Raw genomic sequence first — 16,474 nt, 5'->3', positions numbered from 1 at the left:
GGTAGTAGATGTGCTGTTCTTGATTAGCATTTCTGTCTATTTGCGCCAGCGATTCATAGCTGTTGGTGTCACTATACAGGTACAGGATTTGCGCTGGGTCAGTTTGATTCCCTCAATCATTCTTAAACCATCAAACATAAAGCGAGTACGGTTATAAGGTTGGCTGTCTTTGTCCAGCGGGTGTTTTTCAAAACGTCGTCCTAATGAATCAAAAACATAGCCCCATAACGATGGGTATAATCCAGTTCTTCGATACATAATTTGATGAGATAGTGTTCGGCATCGTTGTGGTAGTAACTAAGTGCTACCGGCAGTTTGTTTGCTGCTGATGCTGCCATGAGCATCGTACTGGTATTTATATCCTCTAAAGCACAGTAACTTGTTACAGCGAATCAGATTTTAGAAGAGTAAAGGCTATGTAGTGCGGTTTAGCAAGCTTTCTAAATTTTAAAAATTAATTAAATTATCAGTTATTTTGCAAAACCATATCCATCCATCATGATGAAAAAAGAAAGCAATTTTTTTGTCTGGGCAAATTAAAAGACTATCATCATGGATATCATGAAAATCATCTACTTTTAATTCTAATTTATTTGAATAAAAATCATAATAATATCCAGATTTGATATTATATTTCTTAATAATCTCTTTAAATTTCTCTAAGGCATTATTCTCAATTCTATCACAATTACTGTTCAGATGTTTATCAAGATCTTTGATTTTATCAGCGAATTTTTCCCATTTCCCATTTGCTAGATATTGCCAACGTTCTTTTCTGTTTTTAGAAATAAAATTATCAATAAAAAAATTTAAAGGATTCATAATTACTCTCATTAAAAAGTATGATGCGTATTTGGAATATTATTATTCCCGATGGTATCTATATCTGGTTTCTGTCCTTCATAAAAATGCAGTTCAGGATGTTTAGAATAGGGATGTAATTCTGGCTTTTTATAATTTTGTTGTTGCTGATACGTTCTTTCTTTGCTTTTCATTTCTTATATTCACTATCAGAGGCATTATGAGGTGGATGCTTAGGTAGTATTGATTTTTTCCTTCCATAATGTGCGTGTGTGGCTACTTCTTTAGTTTTTTTCTTGATGAATAACGAACTGCGCTAGTGGTTCATAACTGTGCAGGTCTGTATACAGATACAGGCTCTGCTGTTTGTCTGCGCCACTTTCCTGAATCATTTGCAGCCTGTCAACTTATCAAGCAATACGCTTAAAATATATAGTTTAATATAATTTATTATCAATTTTTCCATTTGTTTTCTCTAACATACGCTATTAGATCGTTTTCATCTAACGGTTCACCAGGAATCTTTAAGAAACAAGAATGACAGCAATATCCAATGATTGATGTTTCTATATCACTCAAATAATCAATAGCTTTTTCGGGTATCATATCATAGTCCAAATTAGATAAATTATTTCTTACATATATAAATATAAAATTGTAAATTCTATTTCTATCCCATTTAGAATATATTAATTGTTCTATAAAATAATCCATCGAATTCTTGGACTTTTCACTATCAGCATCATTCCAAGAAATCAAAATTTTTTTAATTTCTCAAATGCTTCTGTAAATACCCCATTGTTAGCACACAAATCAAGTAGAAAATCATGCTATTTGCTTCATGTTTCTATATTCAATTGGTGTCATATTATTTAATGCTTCATGCGGTCTTTCTGTGTTATACATTTCTAACCACTCTTCGGTTATTTTTCTTACTTGTTCCAGATTTTTAAATAAATACAGATCTAATACCTCCGTTCGATATGTGCGGTTAAATCGTTCTATATAGCCGTTTTGATAAGGACTACCTGGTTTAATATAATCTAGGGTTATTCCATGTGATTTTGCCCAACTTGTAAATCTGTTTGAGGTAAATTCTGTGCCATTATCAACGCGTATTTTTAATGGATAACCGTGATATTGAGCCAGTCTGTCTAAATAACGGGTAATTCTACCTGCCGATAAACTGACCGCAATATCAATGCCTAATGCCTCTCGATTAAAGTCATCAATAACATTAAAGGTTCTAAATCGGCGGTGATTTTGAGAACTATCACTCATAAAATCCATTGACCAACATTCTCCCAAACGACTTGGTACTGATAATGGCTCTGGATAACGTTGGGGCAATCGTTTATTGCGTTTAGAACGAATATTGAGTTTTAACTGACAATAAACTCGATAAATCCGTTTATGATTCCACGTATATCCCAGTTTCCTGATTCGATGAAAACACTTAGGAAATCCCCAACGTAAATGCTTGTCTGTTATTGACTTAAGTAATGAAATAATCATAGTGTCATCTGCCGATTTAGGTTGATAGTAGTAAGCACAGCGACTTAAATTCACAATAGTGCAACTCATTTTAATTGTTATACAGTATTGTGACTGTAGTGTTTGTGCCCAACTCTTACGAACTGCCGTCGGCACTATAGCTTTTTTATTATTTCTTGCTGGAGCTGAGAAGTTAAACTTAATTCAGCATACATCTGTTTAAGTTTACGATTTTCAGCTTCCAGCTGTTTTAACCGCTTAATGTCCGATGATTGCATACCGCCATATTTATCTCGCCATTTATAAAAAGTAGAAACGGCCATACCATATTTACGGCAAAGCTCTTTAATAGGGATACCAACTTCAGCTTCTTTTAAAATGGAGACAATTTGGTGTTCCGATAATTTTTTCATATTGAAATTCTCCTTAAAAATATTATAGAGAATTTTCTACTTTTTTATGTACTATTTTAGGGGATAGTTACACTTCATTTTCATTAATAATAACTTTCATAATATTTATAAGGCAATTCCATTCAATTTGATTAAGTAATTTTTGGTATTCACCAAAAGTCATATCACTTGCTGGATATTTAGATATGTGGGTATTTTAGTTATTTTTAGTATTTCTTATATTGAAGATAACACGTTTATTTTTTAATAACATACAGAGTAATTACTAGTTCATAGGTTTTATTTAGTTTGTAAAAAATAATTACAATTTAATTAATATCAAACCTTGAAAAACGAATTAATTAAATCATAAAAAAATAAAAAATCGAATTTTTGGCTCATAAATTTCCCAATTTAAACGAAAGATAATTATACAAATTCTCTGCTAAAAAGTTTGCATGCTCCCTTTTTACGATTAAATTAAAAAAATAATATTGATCATACAAATCATGTATTAATGTATCCGACAACATACAAAATTCAATATACGCTGAATATAATTTTTTTATGTCATCAGAGATCTCTTCTAAAGAAATATTATAATTTGTTATATCGAAAAAAATATTGATATATTCTTTATTAATATTACTTAATTGTATAAATGGAACATGATTTTTTTCACAAAAATCCCAATGAGCATCTTTAACTTTATCATCACTATAAATATATTTCATTATCAGTCATTTATTTTATTAAGCTATAACATACGTCATTTTACCATTTTTATGTATTCTCGCCATATAATGGGCTGTCTCACCGTTAATTTTTGTTCAATTTTTATAATGTCGTTATACATGTTGATAAGCAAAAAATTGAATCCGTCGGAAAGTATTGTAGTGCAGTCTGGTTTCTCTGCCTGAATACTGTCCCTGATACCTCAGGTTCTGTTGTATCTCTGTATGAGCAATCTCCTGTATCGGTTTGCCCCACAGCTGGTATGAGCATTCCCAGACGATTTCACCGGCTTCATCCGTCAGTTATTCCGGTATGCCGTTCAGGTCGGTATGGAAGTAGTAGATGTGCTCTTGCTGATTACCGTTTCTGTCTATTCGCGCCAGCGGTTCATAGCTGTACTGGTCTGTATACAGATACAGGCTCGGCCGTTTGTCTGCGCTGCTTTCCTGTCCCCGCAGATGGCTCATTGCGAGTTTTATTTTTACATCGACTGCGGTTCGCTTCGTTTACATGGCGACTGGATAACGCAGGCGGTTTTTATTAACGGGATGCCCGTCAAGGTGCGGGTAATGAGGGACTGCATCGTGATCACACCGCAGCACACCCGCGAACTCTTTGGCTGTATTGAAGGGATGAGCGTGGCGTATATTAATCAAAAGAAGTTGAAAGCGTGGCTGAAGACCTTTCCGGGGGCACTGAACGATACCGGGGATATTCCGGTGATTAAGCGTAGCAGGAGCGAAGGCGGGATTTAAATAATAAAAAGCCGGGAAGAAATAAAATATCTTCTCGGCTATATTCGTTATTTATCCAAGAAAATCAACAGCATTAAATTCGAATGATAGTTTTTCATCTTCAATATCTTCTATTATATATTTGTTACGGTCATTAAAAATATCAATAATTGATATTTTCAGATGCATAAACTGCGTTAACCCACCACCTATATCTTTCATTTTGACACTGCTGACATCATAAAAATAAAAAGATACTTTATCTCTGGAATTTTCGTCATCACTTAATGAAAGCAGTAGATTATATTTAAATGAAATAGGCTCAATATCCATATGCATTGTATGCAATACGTTGTTTTCTATAATTATTCTATTAATTTCATCAAGTTTCATACTAGTTACCACCTATATTAACTCTGGTTTCTTTTCCTTTTGGACTATATCCCGGACCGTATTCATAATTATGTGTATGAGGATTGGAATGATAGTCTGGCGCTGATGGATTACCATATCCATGACTAGTGTAATCAACTCGTTCTATCTGTCTACCATATTGATCATACCTGACGGTAAAATATTCTAACTCATCTGTTTTAGGATTGAATTTGAAATGCTCCAATTCTTTTGTGCCGGGTGTGACCTAATTAGGAGCATTTTTATACCATGCTGAAGCAGGTAATGATGGGCCATCGTTCTTTATGTCTGTTTTACATAACCTAAGCGGGTCTATATATTTCAGCGGATTCGGTACATACGCATATAAATTTAACCCACCCTTAGCCCTATCGGATCCGGCATAGTAAAACGACCTGTATCCGGATCGTAGTATCTGAAAGTATTGTAGTGCAGTCCGGTTTCTCTGTCTGAATACTGTCCCTGATACCTCAGGTTCTGTTGTATCTCTGTATGGGCAGTCTCCTGTATCGGTTTGCCCCACAGCTAGTATGAGCATTCCCAGACGATTTCACTGCCTTCATCCGTCAGTTCCTCCAGCATGCCGTTCAGGTCGGTATGGAAGTAGTAGATGTGCTCTTCCTGATTACCGTTTCTGTCTATCCGCGCCAGCGGTTCATAGCTGCCTTCGTCAGTATACAGATACAGGCTCTGCCGTTTGTCTGCGCTGCTTTCCTGAATCATCTGCAGCCCGTCCCACAGGAAGGTGGTTCGGTTGCAGCACGGTTTGCCGTCTCAGTCCAGCCGGTGTTTTTCAATCCGCCGGCCGAGGGCATCGTAGACGTAGCCATAACGACGTGTGTTGTTTAGTTCTTCTATTGAATTTTTACTAAATTAATGGCTTAAAAGTAGTCGAAGGAATCATATAATCTTTTCGACCTTAATTTTTTACTTTAATAATAAAAAAGCACTATAAACCTCTTTAGTTTTAATCAAGTCTCACCCTGTTTTTTTATTACATCATCACGTAACTTATTAATAACAAACATGTTTTAGGATAAAAATCCAGGTCACTACAACAAAACTTTTTATAATAAATTTTTAAAAAAATGGTATATTTCTGTTTCTCAGCTCTTTTAGCCTTATGAGATAAATTTAACTGTTTGATTTCTTTTCTTTCTGATATATAACAGAAATATATTTAGGCTTTTTTCTGCTCAGATTATCTAATAAATCTTTTTCATTATCTCTCCACCAATATTCCTTATAAATTTCAGGTTTTTTAAATTCATAGATATTGACTAAACCTAATAAACCACATGGTGAATACGCCATAAAATCCCAACCATTTTTTTGGGCACAATACATATCTACTTCATCATCATACCAAATTTGATATCCTTTTTTTTCCAAAATATTAAAAACTGTATTTGAGACATTTGCATATTCTGATAACGCTGGCATAAATTACTCCTATTTAATAATTTCAATTGCTTCGTAGGGTATTTATCCTTGAAATAAACCCTCATTAGCACTTTTAACATTTTTTCTATCGGTCTAAGATCCCTTTGTATTTACAATTTGTTGAACATTTTTATGAGGTATATATTTTGCACCATTTTGCGTAGCTTTAGTTACATCTATTTTTGCTAAGCCGTTATTTGAACTATATTGCTTAGTTTCAGATATATTTTCAGTAACTGATATATATCCTGTATCTTTCCCTTTAACATGGTTTACTATTGTACCTTTCTTTCCTTTAGGTAGAATACTTAAACCCGAATCTACTCTTATTCTATCACTTGGATTTAACTCGCTATACACATATTTTTTGGAAGCTTTTTTAGAAGATTTACACCAGCCCCATGGATCAATCTATATAAGCGCATTCGGCGCATACTGATATAAATTAAAGCCACCGGCCAACCCAATCGGATCCGGCTGGGTAAAGCGGCCTATATCCGGATAGTAGTATCTGAAAATATTGTAGTGCAGTCCGGTTTCTCTGTCTAAATACTGTACCTGATAACCCAGATTTTTATTGGGTCGGGATATGTCTGTTTTCCTGTACCTGTTTCATACAGTTAGAAGCTTACTCTATTTACAATTTAATTAATTTTGTCAATTAGAAAAAGGAGATATCCGATTCTTAATTAATATTATATTTTAGATGATAAATCGAAATAAATCTGTCCTATCTCACGAACATCTTCATCATCACTTTCTAAAGCTAGAATAGCAAGCTTTTGGGATAACTCATCGCTTATAGAATTAAATAAATACATACATAAATATTCCAAAGCTTTGATAATCTTGATCATCGAAGACATATTTAGAATATGACCAAATATTTTTTTTTAACCACTCTCTATTCATAGATAAAATGATATCTTGACATAACTTAGTTTTTCCATCTAAGTTTTTCATTATTTCTATAATATTTGGTAGTAAACTAATTTTTATTTCTTCTGGTAATTGTTTGATAATATATAATAAAGATGCATTTATATCACCTATTAAATTTTTTTCTATTAATGTTACTAGATTAGGACATTTCGATAATAAAAATATATTATCTAATAAGTTATCTTGTAATTTTATACATTCATCAAAAAGAATTTGCATTTGATTTACACATTTTATTTTTTCCAATATGTTCCCAAGGTAAGGAATTATAAAATTCAACCAAAGTTTGAGGCTTCATTGGTTTAGTGGGATATATTGTTGCATGACCAGTTGACATTGTTCAACCTACATCTTGAGCATCAAATTTGTCAGCTAACCCATTAGGTGAAGTAGTTCTTTCTGGGAGTTTGTGGTAATTTCCAGTTAATGGTGATTGTTCTGGAGTTTTAAATGTTAAAGCATCGCATTGATTTGGTATAGTTAATCCATTTTTGTCTAAATATAAATCTGATTTTTGTCCAGGATTTAAATTGTACTCATCAATTCAAGGTGCTCTCGACTTTGATTTATTGCCCGTAACATATAAATTTGAATTTATAATACAAATTAAACCATATGGATACACCCAAATTAGCGCATTGGGCGCATACTGATACAGATTGAGTCCAGGGAAATACTGTTATGGTAAGACACCTTGGCAAACTTGGGTAGAGACAAAAGGACTGGCTAAAGAAAAGCAGCTAGAGAATTTATTTTACTCATCAGACAGTCATTGTGTTAGAACGAATGCCGATGAGTAGGTAGTATTTGTCAGATTAAGTTTGAGCTAGTACACATAAGTATAAATAGTCATAGAACTTCAACTGTACCAACTAGTTTAGGTCCTTCATAAATATTCATCATAAATCCTTTCTTAAGTAAAAAGCTTGGTGCATCTTCCATTAAAAAATAGGCTTCTCCTAAACCTATTCTTTGAGTGGATTCTACTAGCTCGTAACTTTTAACATTTAATACTAATGACCAAGATGAAATATCGCCATTTTTACCTTCCATTGGTTTGGTAATAACATAGTATTTTATATTTAGGGGAAAAGTTTTTTTTCCACCTTGTTGTATAGGGGTCCAATAAATTTTGACATCAACTCTGCAATTTTCCATTTTGTTTCTCCTCGTTAACATTTTGGTTGATGTATATATTTACTCCATTTAGGCTTTATTTTAGCCTTATTAAGGACTACATTATCAATAAATCTAGCTTTTATACCATCTAATCGAGGATTTTTATAGGCTGCATCTGCTATATTATCAGGAACGCTAACCTGAACGACACGGAAATCACCACCATGTCCCATTTTTTCACCCCATGTAACAGCATCTTTATAGGACTCAGCAAACCATTTTCCTTCTAAGGTGCTTGGAGGTGATGTCCACTTTCCAGTTTTCATTAATTCATCGTATTCTGCAAGATTCATACCTCTATATAAAAGCATTAAACCAAGTGGATCAATCCAAGTCAACCCATTAGGCGCATACTGATACAGATTCAAGCCACCCAGCAGCCCAATCGGGTCTGGCTGGGTAAATCTACCTATATCCGGATCATAGTACCTGAAAGTATTGTAATGTAAGCCGGTTTCTCTGTCTAAATATTGTCCCTGATATCTGAGGTTTTGTTCTACCGATTCGTGTTCGATTTCATGAATCCGCTTTCCCCATAACTGAAAGCTGCATTCCCAGAGTATTTTACCGTTTTCGTCGGTCAGCTCTTCCGGACAGCCGTTCAGGTCGGTATAGATATACAAGCTGGTAGGATGATTCGGGCCGGTTTCCTGAATCATTCTTAACCCGTCCCACAGGAAGCGGGTACGGTTGTAAGGTTTGCCTTCGCGGTCTATTTGATGTTTTTCAATACGCCGGCCAAGGGCGTCATAGAGGTAGCGGTATCGTTCGGTTTTGTTGAGTTGTTCGATGCGTACTTCGCTCAGACGGTGTTCGGCATCGTAATGATAGTGCTGGGTTGCGCCGATGGTCTGTTTGGTCTGAGTTCTGCCGTGCTCGTCGTAGCGGTAGTGGTGCCCTCTGAAATGCAGGAGCTGGTTACAGCGAATCAGGTTGTAGTTGCTGTAGTCCTCTCTGTATTTGCTGTCCAGCAGGTTGGCAGCGGCATCATATTGCAGGGTTTCCCAGTATCTTTGATTGCGACAGCCTTCGATTCTGCCGGTGTGATCATAGCGGTAATCGGTCTGCCCGTGTTTGCTGTGTTTTTTGCTTACCAGCCGGTCGAGGTTGTTACATTAAGAATTATGCTAATCATTAGAGTTTGAGCTAATACATACAATTATCCTATTGGAACATCAGCTTTTATATGTCCATGACCATAGACTTTTATTTTTTAATTAACTTTTAGTTTTTCGAATTTTAGCTAAACCTTTTTCTAGGCGACTTATATTTTTATACTTATCGGGAACTGTACTTTTAGCGAGATATTTATACCATTCATCTACAGTAGTTTTGAATAATTCTAAACCTTCTTGAGTAACATTTGACATCCTAATAACAGTATCAGTTTTTAATTTTCCTGCATCATCAAAAGGCTCAATACCAATTAATAATTCATTATTTTTTAAAAAGTTTAATAAGGCTGTTGAACTTTGAATAATATCCTCTTGCCATTGCTTACTTTTATTTCTTGTAAGCAATAATGGAATATTATGTAAGGTAAAATCAATTTTGCTCATTACTTTACTCCAATAACAGTTGATACATCATCTAATTGTATTAATTGACCGGTATTTTTATTTTTCACAAAAACTCCCCCAGCTTCACGGATTCTTTCTTCTTTCGCTATCTGTGGTCCTTTATTTAAAGCACCGGTTCGACTCGTGACCTCAACAGGCCTCCATTTCCCATCTTGCCCTTTAACTACAAAATCGATTCTACGTCGTTCACCTGTTAAAGGGTCTTTAACTGATTTACCCTTATTATCTCTTAAATAACGTTCACTTAAAACATTTTACTTGCCATAACGTTTTTCCAATATATCTTTCGCCCTCTGTTCACGCTTCATACCTGCTTTTTTGTTTGGTATACATGCCCACCCCCACGGGTCAATCCAAGTCAACCCATTAGGCGCATACTGATACTGATACTGATACAGATTCAAGCCACCCAGCAACCCAATCGGGTCTGGCTGAGTAAATCTACCTATATCCGGATCATAATACCTGAAAGTATTGTAATGTAAGCCAGTTTCCTTGTCTAAATATTGTCCCTGATACCTCAGGTTCTGTTGTATCTGTGTATGAGCAATCTCCTGTACCGGTTTGCCCCACAGCTGGTATGAGCATTCCCAGACGATTTCACCGGCTTCATCCGTTAGCTCCTCCGGCATGCCGTTCAGATCAGTGTGGAAGTAGTAGATATGCTCTTGCTGATTGCCTGTCCGGTCTATCCGCACCAGTGGTTCGTAGCTGTTCTGGTCGGTATAGATATACAGGCTAGTGGGGTGATTCGGGCCGGTTTCCTGAATCATTCTTAAGCCGTCCCACAGGAAGCGGGTACGGTTGTAAGGCTTGCTTTCGCGGTCAATCTGATGTTTTCCGATGCGTCGGCCAGGACGTCGTAGATATTGGAATGTCAATATATCTTCAAACAACAAAATTAAGAAAGGGTAATGAAGATTATTATTCAATAAATCCCACAATATATTTCTAAATTAACTATATATAGCCAGCTCAGGCTTACAAAAACCTACAACAAAATCCACTAATTCTAAAATAATATCTTCCTCGTCAAGATACCTCAGGTTTTGTAAACAATCATACATGCAATTCTGTGGCATGCCTTTATTTTTAAAATAGACTAATACCTTTCTAATTTCCAATAAATCTTTATTTGAAAATATTTCTTTTTTCACACAATCAAGGAATTTCTGTTGTTCTAGCATTTTATCCATTTACTTTTTAAATTAGCCAATGCTGTTTGGTATTTTGAAAGAGGCATAGACTGTTTGGGCTGAATTGTTCCATGTCCTGGTTTGTCTGGTACGTGCTGCAAATCATTACCAAGATCTGCCACATCTAATTTCCAAACAGGATCTTTACCCGTTCCTCCAAATTCTATTGGTTTTCTATGTGGCGGTAAATCTTGAGGCGATGGAGATACGGAAACTCCGCCTGTATTAGGATGAACATTACCATTGGTGTCTACGGGAATATCCCTATTAGGTCTAACACCCAATGTTCTAGCTGAGTCTCCAACTTTGGGTTCACCTTTTTCTTCTGTCATTCCACGAAATATGTATGAACCATTTAATCCCCACGGATCGACCCAAGTCAACGCATTAGGCGCATACTGATACAGATTAAACCCACCCAGCAGCCCGATCGGGTCTGGCTGGGTAAATCTACCTATCTCCGGATCATAATACCTGAAAGTATTGTAATGTAAACCAGTTTCCCTGTCTAAATATTGTCCCTGATATCTGAGGTTTTGTTCTATTGATTCGTGTTCGATTTCATGAATCCGCTTTCCCCAAAGTTGATAGCTACATTCCCACAGTAATTCGCCGTTTGCATCGGTTAACTCTTCCGGGCAGCCATTCAGGTCGGTGTGGAAGTAGCGGATATGTTGTTCTTGGTTGCCGTCTGTGTCTATCCGCGCCAGTGGTTCGTAGCTGTTCTGGTCGGTATAGATATACAAGCTGGTAGGATGATTCGAGCCGGTTTCCTGAATCATTCTTAAGCCGTCCCACAGGAAGCGGGTACGGTTGTAGGGTTGGCCTTCGCGGTCTATCTGATGTTTTTCGATACGCCGGCCAAGGGCGTCGTAGACGTAGCCGTAACGCTGGCTGCGGCCTGTTTGTTCGATGCGTACTTCGCTCAGGCGGTGTTCAGCATCGTAGTGGTAGTGCTGGGTTGTGCCGATGGTCTGTTTGGTCTGAGTTCTGCCGTGCTCGTCGTAGCGGTAGTGGTGCCCTCTGAAATGCAGGAGCTGGTTACAGCGAATCAGGTTGTAGTTGCTGTAGTCCTCTCTGTATTTGCTGTCCAGCAGGTTGGCAGCGGCATCATATTGCAGGGTTTCCCAGTATCTTTGATTGCGACAGCCTTCGATTCTGCCGGTGTGATCATAGCGGTAATCGGTCTGCCCGTGTTTGCTGTGCTTTTTGCTTACCAATCGGTCGAGGTTATCGTACTGGTAGCTGCGTTCGATGAGGATATCAGGCAGGATGGGATTCTGATTGCGCTGTATCTGTTTGCGTTGCAGCCGGCTGTTGCGGTCGTATTTGAACTGGGTGTTCAGGCGTCCCTGAGTGCGTAATATTTCGCGGTACAGGTTGTCGCGTTCAGTTTGGTCGGTGTTGCCGTCACGCTGTGCTTGTTTGATTTGGGTGACGTGCTACGGGCATTTATTCTGTTCGCTGGTCTAAACAATTAATTTTTTGTGGGTATAATGGTGGACGTAAGTAGATTGATTATTACACTCAGGTTGCAGTTTTACTTAACTATAATCTGCTAAAATAAAGTTGGTAACATCAGCAACTGGTATTTTCTGAATCTTTATCAAAAGGATATATTTGCGTAAAAAAATGTTTTTTCATAAGAGAAAATCATTTTATTTCCATTGGGAATTAAAAGAATACTTGTTTCATCACTTGGGTAAAAAAAATCATCCCATGATTTTACAAAAATATCCACTGGTACAATAGCACTCGCTTTTTTCCCCAAAAAGAAAAAAGCAAATGAAATGTCTGTTAATTTATTTTTGAAAAATAAAGAAGATTCGTTAGGATGATCAAAATCCAAATTAATTTTTTCTATAACAGAACAAAATGACGAATGCATTTTCATTAAATGGTTAAATGGGAATGTCACATCCCAAAAATTACTAGATTCCTCCGTATCAAGAAAAATAATCTGTCTTTTTTCATCAAAAGATAGCAAGCAATCTTTAGAATTAAATCTCCATGCAATAGGATATTTTTTTTCATCAATGGTTAATAATTTTTTATTCATAAAATATATGCCCAGCTCCACCAGATTTTTTACCCAAACTCCAATCCTTCCATTTTATGTGGGGTATATTATTCTCTGGTGCATTTATTGTATGCGATTCATTAGGGTGATGTTCATAACCTTTTTTGTATGGAATTTCAGAGTAAGTAGGCTGAATCTCTATCTTTCCTCTAGCATCTTTTAACAGTTGTTCAGCAGTAGCTCTATCCTTCACTCTAAAATTGGATTTACCACCTCTCTGAATTATTTCAGTTGCTTTCTTCCATTCAGGGCTACCACGCTTAATGATAGGTAAGTTAGTTGCATTGCCAACTTCCTTCCCTGTAAGGCCACATTTCATTAACCCCCACGGATCGACCCAAGTCAACCCATTAGGCGCATACTGATACAGATTCAAGCCACCCAGCAACCCAGCAACCCAATCGGGTCTGGCTGAGTAAATCTACCTATATCCGGATCATAGTACCTGAAAGTATTGTAATGTAAGCCGGTTTCTTTGTCTAAATATTGTCCCTGATATCTGAGGTTTTGTTCTACCGATTCGTGTTCGATTTCATGAATCCGCTTACCCCATAACTGAAAGCTGCATTCCCAGAGTATTTTACCGTTTTCGTCGGTCAGCTCTTCCGGACAGCCGTTCAGGTCGGTGTGGAAGTACATTACCCTTTCGGGCTCATTACCTCGTTTATCTATCCGCGCCAGTGACTCATAAATATTACGATTTTTATATTAATTAACTATTCGGATATTTATCTAAATAACCTTGACTTGATGGGTATTTTGTAAAAAAAGAAATTTTATTTTTATCAATAAATTCAATATCAAAAATTCTAGAACAATTTTTTTCCAAACCAATATCATAAGAATATAATTTTTCTTCAATCTCATCCAAAAGAGATATCGCCATATCATTAATAATCGAATTACATTCATTAATAAAAAAAATTACTTCTTTCGGAAAATTAGATTCAATAATCACTCCTTCATAATAATGATCAAACTTTTCAATTTTTTTATATTCTATAAGAGCATATCTCTGTTTATCTCTAAATGAAACAATATAGTCTTTCATCATTACCCTTTACATCCTTTGAAAATGCCAAATAGTTTACTTTTATTAGTATTAAAACCATTAATACCTTCTGAGTGAATTAATCTTGCATGGTTTACTCCCAACTTACCTTTAGATGGATCATGAATAACATCAAATCCAATTTTTCTAAGATCTACGACTTTTGCTTCACCCACACTTGTCGTAGGCCTATTAGGAAAAGCTCCATTCCATATTTTAGTGGCTTCATCGACACCATTAGCCCTAATAACAGAAACACCTGGTGGAGCTAATTTTCCTTTATTAATAGCTTCTATTTCTCGAGGATTGAAATCAAATCCATAATGACCATTAGTACTAATCCTATAAATTTTAGTAGTATCAGAAAGTGGTAAGCCCTTTTCTAGAAGGGTGTCAGTCAATCCCCACGGATCGACCCAAGTCAACCCATTAGGCGCATACTGATACAGATTAAACCCACCCAGCAGACCAATCGGGTCTGGCTGAGTAAATCTACCTATCTCCGGATCATAGTACCTGAAAGTATTGTAATGTAAGCCGGTTTCTCTGTCTAAATATTGTCCCTGATATCTGAGGTTTTGCTCTATGGGTTCGTGTTCGATTTCATGAATCCGCTTTCCCCATAACTGAAAGCTACATTCCCACAGTATTTTACCGTTTTCGTCGGTAAGTTCTTCCGGACAGCCATTCAGGTCGGTGTGGAAGTAGCGGATATGTTGTTCTTGGTTGCCGTCTGTGTCTATCCGCGCCAGTGGTTCGTAGCTGTTCTGGTCGGTATAGATATACAGGCTGGTGGGGTGATTCGAGCCGGTTTCCTGAATCATTCTTAAGCCGTCCCACAGGAAGCGGGTACGGTTGTACGGTTAACCTTCGCGGTCTAACTTCCGTTTTTCAATGCATCTGCCAAGGGCGTCATAGTGTTAGTACCATTAGTCATCCTGATTTAATTTCAGTTTTTCTTTTTAACTTAGAAATATTTTTTCAATATATTCGCTTACTTTTGAATTAATATTACTTATATACTCCATGTCTTCATAAGAGCCAAAGTTTAAAGCACCTTCTAAATTGTCATGCAGGACTAAAAGATTATATGCTAATTCCTTTGAAATAAAATTTTTTTCTTTATAATTAGTTACCATCTCATCCAGTGAAGTATAGAGATCATTCATTGTTTGTTCATCTAACTTATCTAGTAATCTAATTTTTTCAACTACACCGATAATCTTTTCATTAACATCAGAATTTATAATTTTCATAAAATACCTAATTAATTAGTTTTATTGCATTTGCTGGAATAGGTGCGTCAAATAGCACCTCCGAAGAACCTTTAGCTAATCGTCTTGCAAATTGATTACCTAAGAGGTCAAGACCTTTAGTAGAAGATATATCAATTGCCCCACCCGAAATTTTACTCAAGTCTATTTCAACTATTCTATTTCCAGTTTTACTAGCCCATTTTTCAGCGATACTTAAATCTTTGGTTGCAGATATAAACTGAGATGGAGAACGACTTCCTGATGTTACATGTCCTGCAACCGTTTTTATATTATTTGGGTTTAGTGAAAACAATCCAGAAGATATGTTTTCATCTTGTCTAATAACTCTATAGACTTTACCACTTTTTATACGATCAAACTCACTTACTTTAGCACATGGTGCTAATCCTAATGGATCAATCCATATTAGAGAATTAAATGCATACTGATACAGATTCAAGCCACCCAACAATTCTACCTGATCAGTGAATCTACATGTATCAGGATAATAATACTTTGAAAGCCCGTTTTCTTAATAAGTTCATTATTGTTATTTTAATTCTGCAATTTTATTCTCTTGCCGCCACAGACAATACCTTTCGTAAAGGCTAAATCTATTGCACGTTTTGCACTTTCGAAAATATAACTATACAAACTCTCGTACTGTTCAAATTCAGGATCTAAAATAAAAAATTTTTCATTTAACGGTTTAAAAAAACTTTCTTTTACTTCTCTTAACCCATATGGAGCCTGGCTCTTATCAGGAATGCAAATAGAGATAGAAATAACATACTCCTTATCTGATGGATAACGCATTGACCTTTTGAAAACTCCAATACCATTTGTAGCCCGTGAACTAATCATTATTAAAATACGCCACTCATTTAAATCTAAAATATTTATCCGCGGCAACAAGTTATCAATATATTTGTTCAATTCTACCCACATGAAATGCATATTCACATTGTCATTAATTTTTGGTACTTCAGTAGGCAATGACACCATTATTTTTTTTTCCATAATATACCTTGTAAAATAGTTAGCACCACTTGTTCTTTTTAGTACTGGGTCTATAACGTTTATCTCTTTCTCGATTGTGTGGCAATTCATGTCCTAATCTTCTTAAAAGTCTAACTCTTCCTGCCTCAATTCTTTTCATTTTACCTTTGGTTATTCC

At 36.0% G+C, this 16,474-nt stretch carries 23 protein-coding genes and 5 pseudogenes; 4 read left to right on the top strand and 24 right to left on the bottom strand.

The features are described 5' to 3' along the window. Positions 1-200 precede the first annotated feature (200 nt). The 4 genes from GAPWK_RS15220 to GAPWK_RS05885 form a co-directional block, all read right to left on the bottom strand. A complete protein-coding gene (locus GAPWK_RS15220; RefSeq protein ID WP_238551150.1) occupies positions 201-338 on the bottom strand; it encodes a hypothetical protein in 138 nt (45 codons plus the stop codon). Positions 339-447: 109 nt separating this feature from the next. Beyond that, positions 448-822: a hypothetical protein gene (locus GAPWK_RS14180; protein ID WP_051516245.1), complete on the bottom strand. Its 375-nt coding sequence runs from the start codon at positions 820-822 to the stop codon at positions 448-450. An 11-nt stretch (positions 823-833) separates the two neighbouring features. Beyond that, positions 834-995: a hypothetical protein gene (locus tag GAPWK_RS14860; RefSeq protein WP_158413580.1), complete on the bottom strand. Its 162-nt coding sequence runs from the start codon at positions 993-995 to the stop codon at positions 834-836. Positions 996-1,626: 631 nt separating this feature from the next. Continuing rightward, positions 1,627-2,708, bottom strand: a protein-coding gene (locus tag GAPWK_RS05885) for an IS3 family transposase (protein ID WP_407919837.1) whose coding sequence is annotated in 2 segments (ribosomal slippage) — positions 1,627-2,453 and positions 2,453-2,708 — 1,083 coding nt in all. Because the reading frame shifts where the segments join, the coding sequence is not laid out codon by codon here. Between the two features lie 1,043 nt (positions 2,709-3,751). Here GAPWK_RS05885 and GAPWK_RS05870 point away from each other — a divergent pair. Beyond that, positions 3,752-4,177 carry a SymE family type I addiction module toxin gene (locus GAPWK_RS05870; protein WP_202961697.1) on the top strand — a complete coding sequence of 142 codons (426 nt, stop codon included), beginning with the start codon at positions 3,752-3,754 and terminating at the stop codon, positions 4,175-4,177. 51 nt (positions 4,178-4,228) lie between these two features. Here GAPWK_RS05870 and GAPWK_RS05865 read toward each other — a convergent pair whose 3' ends face one another. The 7 genes and pseudogenes from GAPWK_RS05865 to GAPWK_RS05840 all read right to left on the bottom strand — a co-directional run bounded on the left by GAPWK_RS05865 (position 4,229) and on the right by GAPWK_RS05840 (position 7,201). Continuing rightward, positions 4,229-4,549, bottom strand: coding sequence for a hypothetical protein (locus GAPWK_RS05865; protein WP_025315323.1), 321 nt, complete (start codon positions 4,547-4,549; stop codon positions 4,229-4,231). Position 4,550: 1 nt separating this feature from the next. Then, a complete protein-coding gene (locus GAPWK_RS05860) occupies positions 4,551-4,775 on the bottom strand; it encodes a hypothetical protein (protein WP_038517269.1) in 225 nt (74 codons plus the stop codon). A gap of 72 nt (positions 4,776-4,847) precedes the next feature. Next, positions 4,848-5,401, bottom strand: a pseudogene (locus GAPWK_RS15555) (RHS repeat domain-containing protein); the annotation flags it as partial. A gap of 303 nt (positions 5,402-5,704) precedes the next feature. Next, on the bottom strand, positions 5,705-6,013 hold the full coding sequence (locus tag GAPWK_RS05850; RefSeq protein ID WP_025315320.1) for a hypothetical protein: 309 nt from the start codon (positions 6,011-6,013) through the stop codon (positions 5,705-5,707). Between the two features lie 93 nt (positions 6,014-6,106). Next, on the bottom strand, positions 6,107-6,373 hold the full coding sequence (locus GAPWK_RS05845) for a hypothetical protein (RefSeq protein WP_025315319.1): 267 nt from the start codon (positions 6,371-6,373) through the stop codon (positions 6,107-6,109). Positions 6,374-6,430: 57 nt separating this feature from the next. Then, positions 6,431-6,586 (bottom strand): annotated as a pseudogene (locus tag GAPWK_RS14535) (RHS repeat-associated core domain-containing protein); the annotation flags it as partial. Between the two features lie 234 nt (positions 6,587-6,820). Then, on the bottom strand, positions 6,821-7,201 hold the full coding sequence (locus GAPWK_RS05840) for a hypothetical protein (RefSeq protein ID WP_148296398.1): 381 nt from the start codon (positions 7,199-7,201) through the stop codon (positions 6,821-6,823). Between the two features lie 413 nt (positions 7,202-7,614). Here GAPWK_RS05840 and GAPWK_RS14755 point away from each other — a divergent pair, with 413 nt between their 5' ends. After that, positions 7,615-7,755, top strand: coding sequence for a hypothetical protein (locus GAPWK_RS14755; RefSeq protein ID WP_179189189.1), 141 nt, complete (start codon positions 7,615-7,617; stop codon positions 7,753-7,755). A gap of 49 nt (positions 7,756-7,804) precedes the next feature. Here the strand turns inward: GAPWK_RS14755 and GAPWK_RS05835 are convergent, their stop codons facing one another. Together GAPWK_RS05835 and GAPWK_RS15660 are read right to left on the bottom strand one after the other, a co-directional pair. Further along, positions 7,805-8,113: a hypothetical protein gene (locus GAPWK_RS05835; RefSeq protein ID WP_025315317.1), complete on the bottom strand. Its 309-nt coding sequence runs from the start codon at positions 8,111-8,113 to the stop codon at positions 7,805-7,807. Positions 8,114-8,445: 332 nt separating this feature from the next. Next, a pseudogene (locus tag GAPWK_RS15660) lies at positions 8,446-8,817 on the bottom strand (RHS repeat domain-containing protein); the annotation flags it as partial. 36 nt (positions 8,818-8,853) lie between these two features. Here GAPWK_RS15660 and GAPWK_RS05825 point away from each other — a divergent pair. Further along, complete coding sequence (locus tag GAPWK_RS05825) at positions 8,854-9,279, top strand: hypothetical protein (RefSeq protein ID WP_025315315.1); 426 nt, start codon at positions 8,854-8,856, stop codon at positions 9,277-9,279. A 72-nt stretch (positions 9,280-9,351) separates the two neighbouring features. Here GAPWK_RS05825 and GAPWK_RS05820 read toward each other — a convergent pair whose 3' ends face one another. The 4 genes from GAPWK_RS05820 to GAPWK_RS14170 all read right to left on the bottom strand — a co-directional run bounded on the left by GAPWK_RS05820 (position 9,352) and on the right by GAPWK_RS14170 (position 11,692). Beyond that, complete coding sequence (locus GAPWK_RS05820; RefSeq protein WP_038517266.1) at positions 9,352-9,693, bottom strand: hypothetical protein; 342 nt, start codon at positions 9,691-9,693, stop codon at positions 9,352-9,354. Positions 9,694-9,968: 275 nt separating this feature from the next. After that, positions 9,969-10,658 (bottom strand): RHS repeat domain-containing protein, encoded by a 690-nt coding sequence (locus GAPWK_RS05815; RefSeq protein ID WP_238551149.1) that lies wholly within the window; start codon positions 10,656-10,658, stop codon positions 9,969-9,971. 12 nt (positions 10,659-10,670) lie between these two features. Beyond that, a complete protein-coding gene (locus tag GAPWK_RS05810; protein WP_025315312.1) occupies positions 10,671-10,901 on the bottom strand; it encodes a hypothetical protein in 231 nt (76 codons plus the stop codon). Further along, the gene (locus tag GAPWK_RS14170; RefSeq protein WP_025315311.1) at positions 10,895-11,692 is read right to left on the bottom strand and encodes an RHS repeat domain-containing protein; all 798 of its coding nucleotides are present in this window, start codon (positions 11,690-11,692) and stop codon (positions 10,895-10,897) included. The genes GAPWK_RS05810 and GAPWK_RS14170 overlap by 7 nt, the downstream gene beginning before the upstream one ends. Before the next feature lie 60 nt (positions 11,693-11,752). Here GAPWK_RS14170 and GAPWK_RS05800 point away from each other — a divergent pair, with 60 nt between their 5' ends. Next, positions 11,753-12,274 (top strand): hypothetical protein, encoded by a 522-nt coding sequence (locus tag GAPWK_RS05800; protein WP_025315310.1) that lies wholly within the window; start codon positions 11,753-11,755, stop codon positions 12,272-12,274. A 242-nt stretch (positions 12,275-12,516) separates the two neighbouring features. Here the strand turns inward: GAPWK_RS05800 and GAPWK_RS14165 are convergent, their stop codons facing one another. The 7 genes and pseudogenes from GAPWK_RS14165 to imm9 form a co-directional block, all read right to left on the bottom strand. Then, the gene (locus tag GAPWK_RS14165; protein ID WP_025315309.1) at positions 12,517-12,969 is read right to left on the bottom strand and encodes a hypothetical protein; all 453 of its coding nucleotides are present in this window, start codon (positions 12,967-12,969) and stop codon (positions 12,517-12,519) included. Between the two features lie 330 nt (positions 12,970-13,299). Then, positions 13,300-13,680 (bottom strand): annotated as a pseudogene (locus GAPWK_RS15550) (RHS repeat domain-containing protein); the annotation flags it as partial. 22 nt (positions 13,681-13,702) lie between these two features. Continuing rightward, a complete protein-coding gene (locus GAPWK_RS05780; protein WP_143421275.1) occupies positions 13,703-14,041 on the bottom strand; it encodes a hypothetical protein in 339 nt (112 codons plus the stop codon). Positions 14,042-14,436: 395 nt separating this feature from the next. Continuing rightward, positions 14,437-14,958, bottom strand: a pseudogene (locus GAPWK_RS15545) (RHS repeat domain-containing protein); the annotation flags it as partial. Positions 14,959-15,003: 45 nt separating this feature from the next. After that, a complete protein-coding gene (locus GAPWK_RS05770) occupies positions 15,004-15,297 on the bottom strand; it encodes a hypothetical protein (protein ID WP_025315306.1) in 294 nt (97 codons plus the stop codon). Between the two features lie 7 nt (positions 15,298-15,304). Beyond that, positions 15,305-15,757: a DUF7587 domain-containing protein gene (locus tag GAPWK_RS05765; protein ID WP_146206970.1), complete on the bottom strand. Its 453-nt coding sequence runs from the start codon at positions 15,755-15,757 to the stop codon at positions 15,305-15,307. Between the two features lie 95 nt (positions 15,758-15,852). Continuing rightward, positions 15,853-16,317, bottom strand: a complete 465-nt coding sequence (gene imm9 / locus GAPWK_RS05760) for an Imm9 family immunity protein (protein ID WP_025315304.1) — start codon at positions 16,315-16,317, stop codon at positions 15,853-15,855. Between the last annotated feature and the right edge of the window lie 157 nt (positions 16,318-16,474).

It is taken from the genome of Gilliamella apicola (assembly GCF_000599985.1).
Classification (GTDB): Bacteria; Pseudomonadota; Gammaproteobacteria; order Enterobacterales; family Orbaceae; genus Gilliamella; species Gilliamella apicola.
The sequence above is the reverse complement of the archived record's forward strand: the minus strand, read 5'-3'. Positions and strand labels throughout refer to the sequence as shown.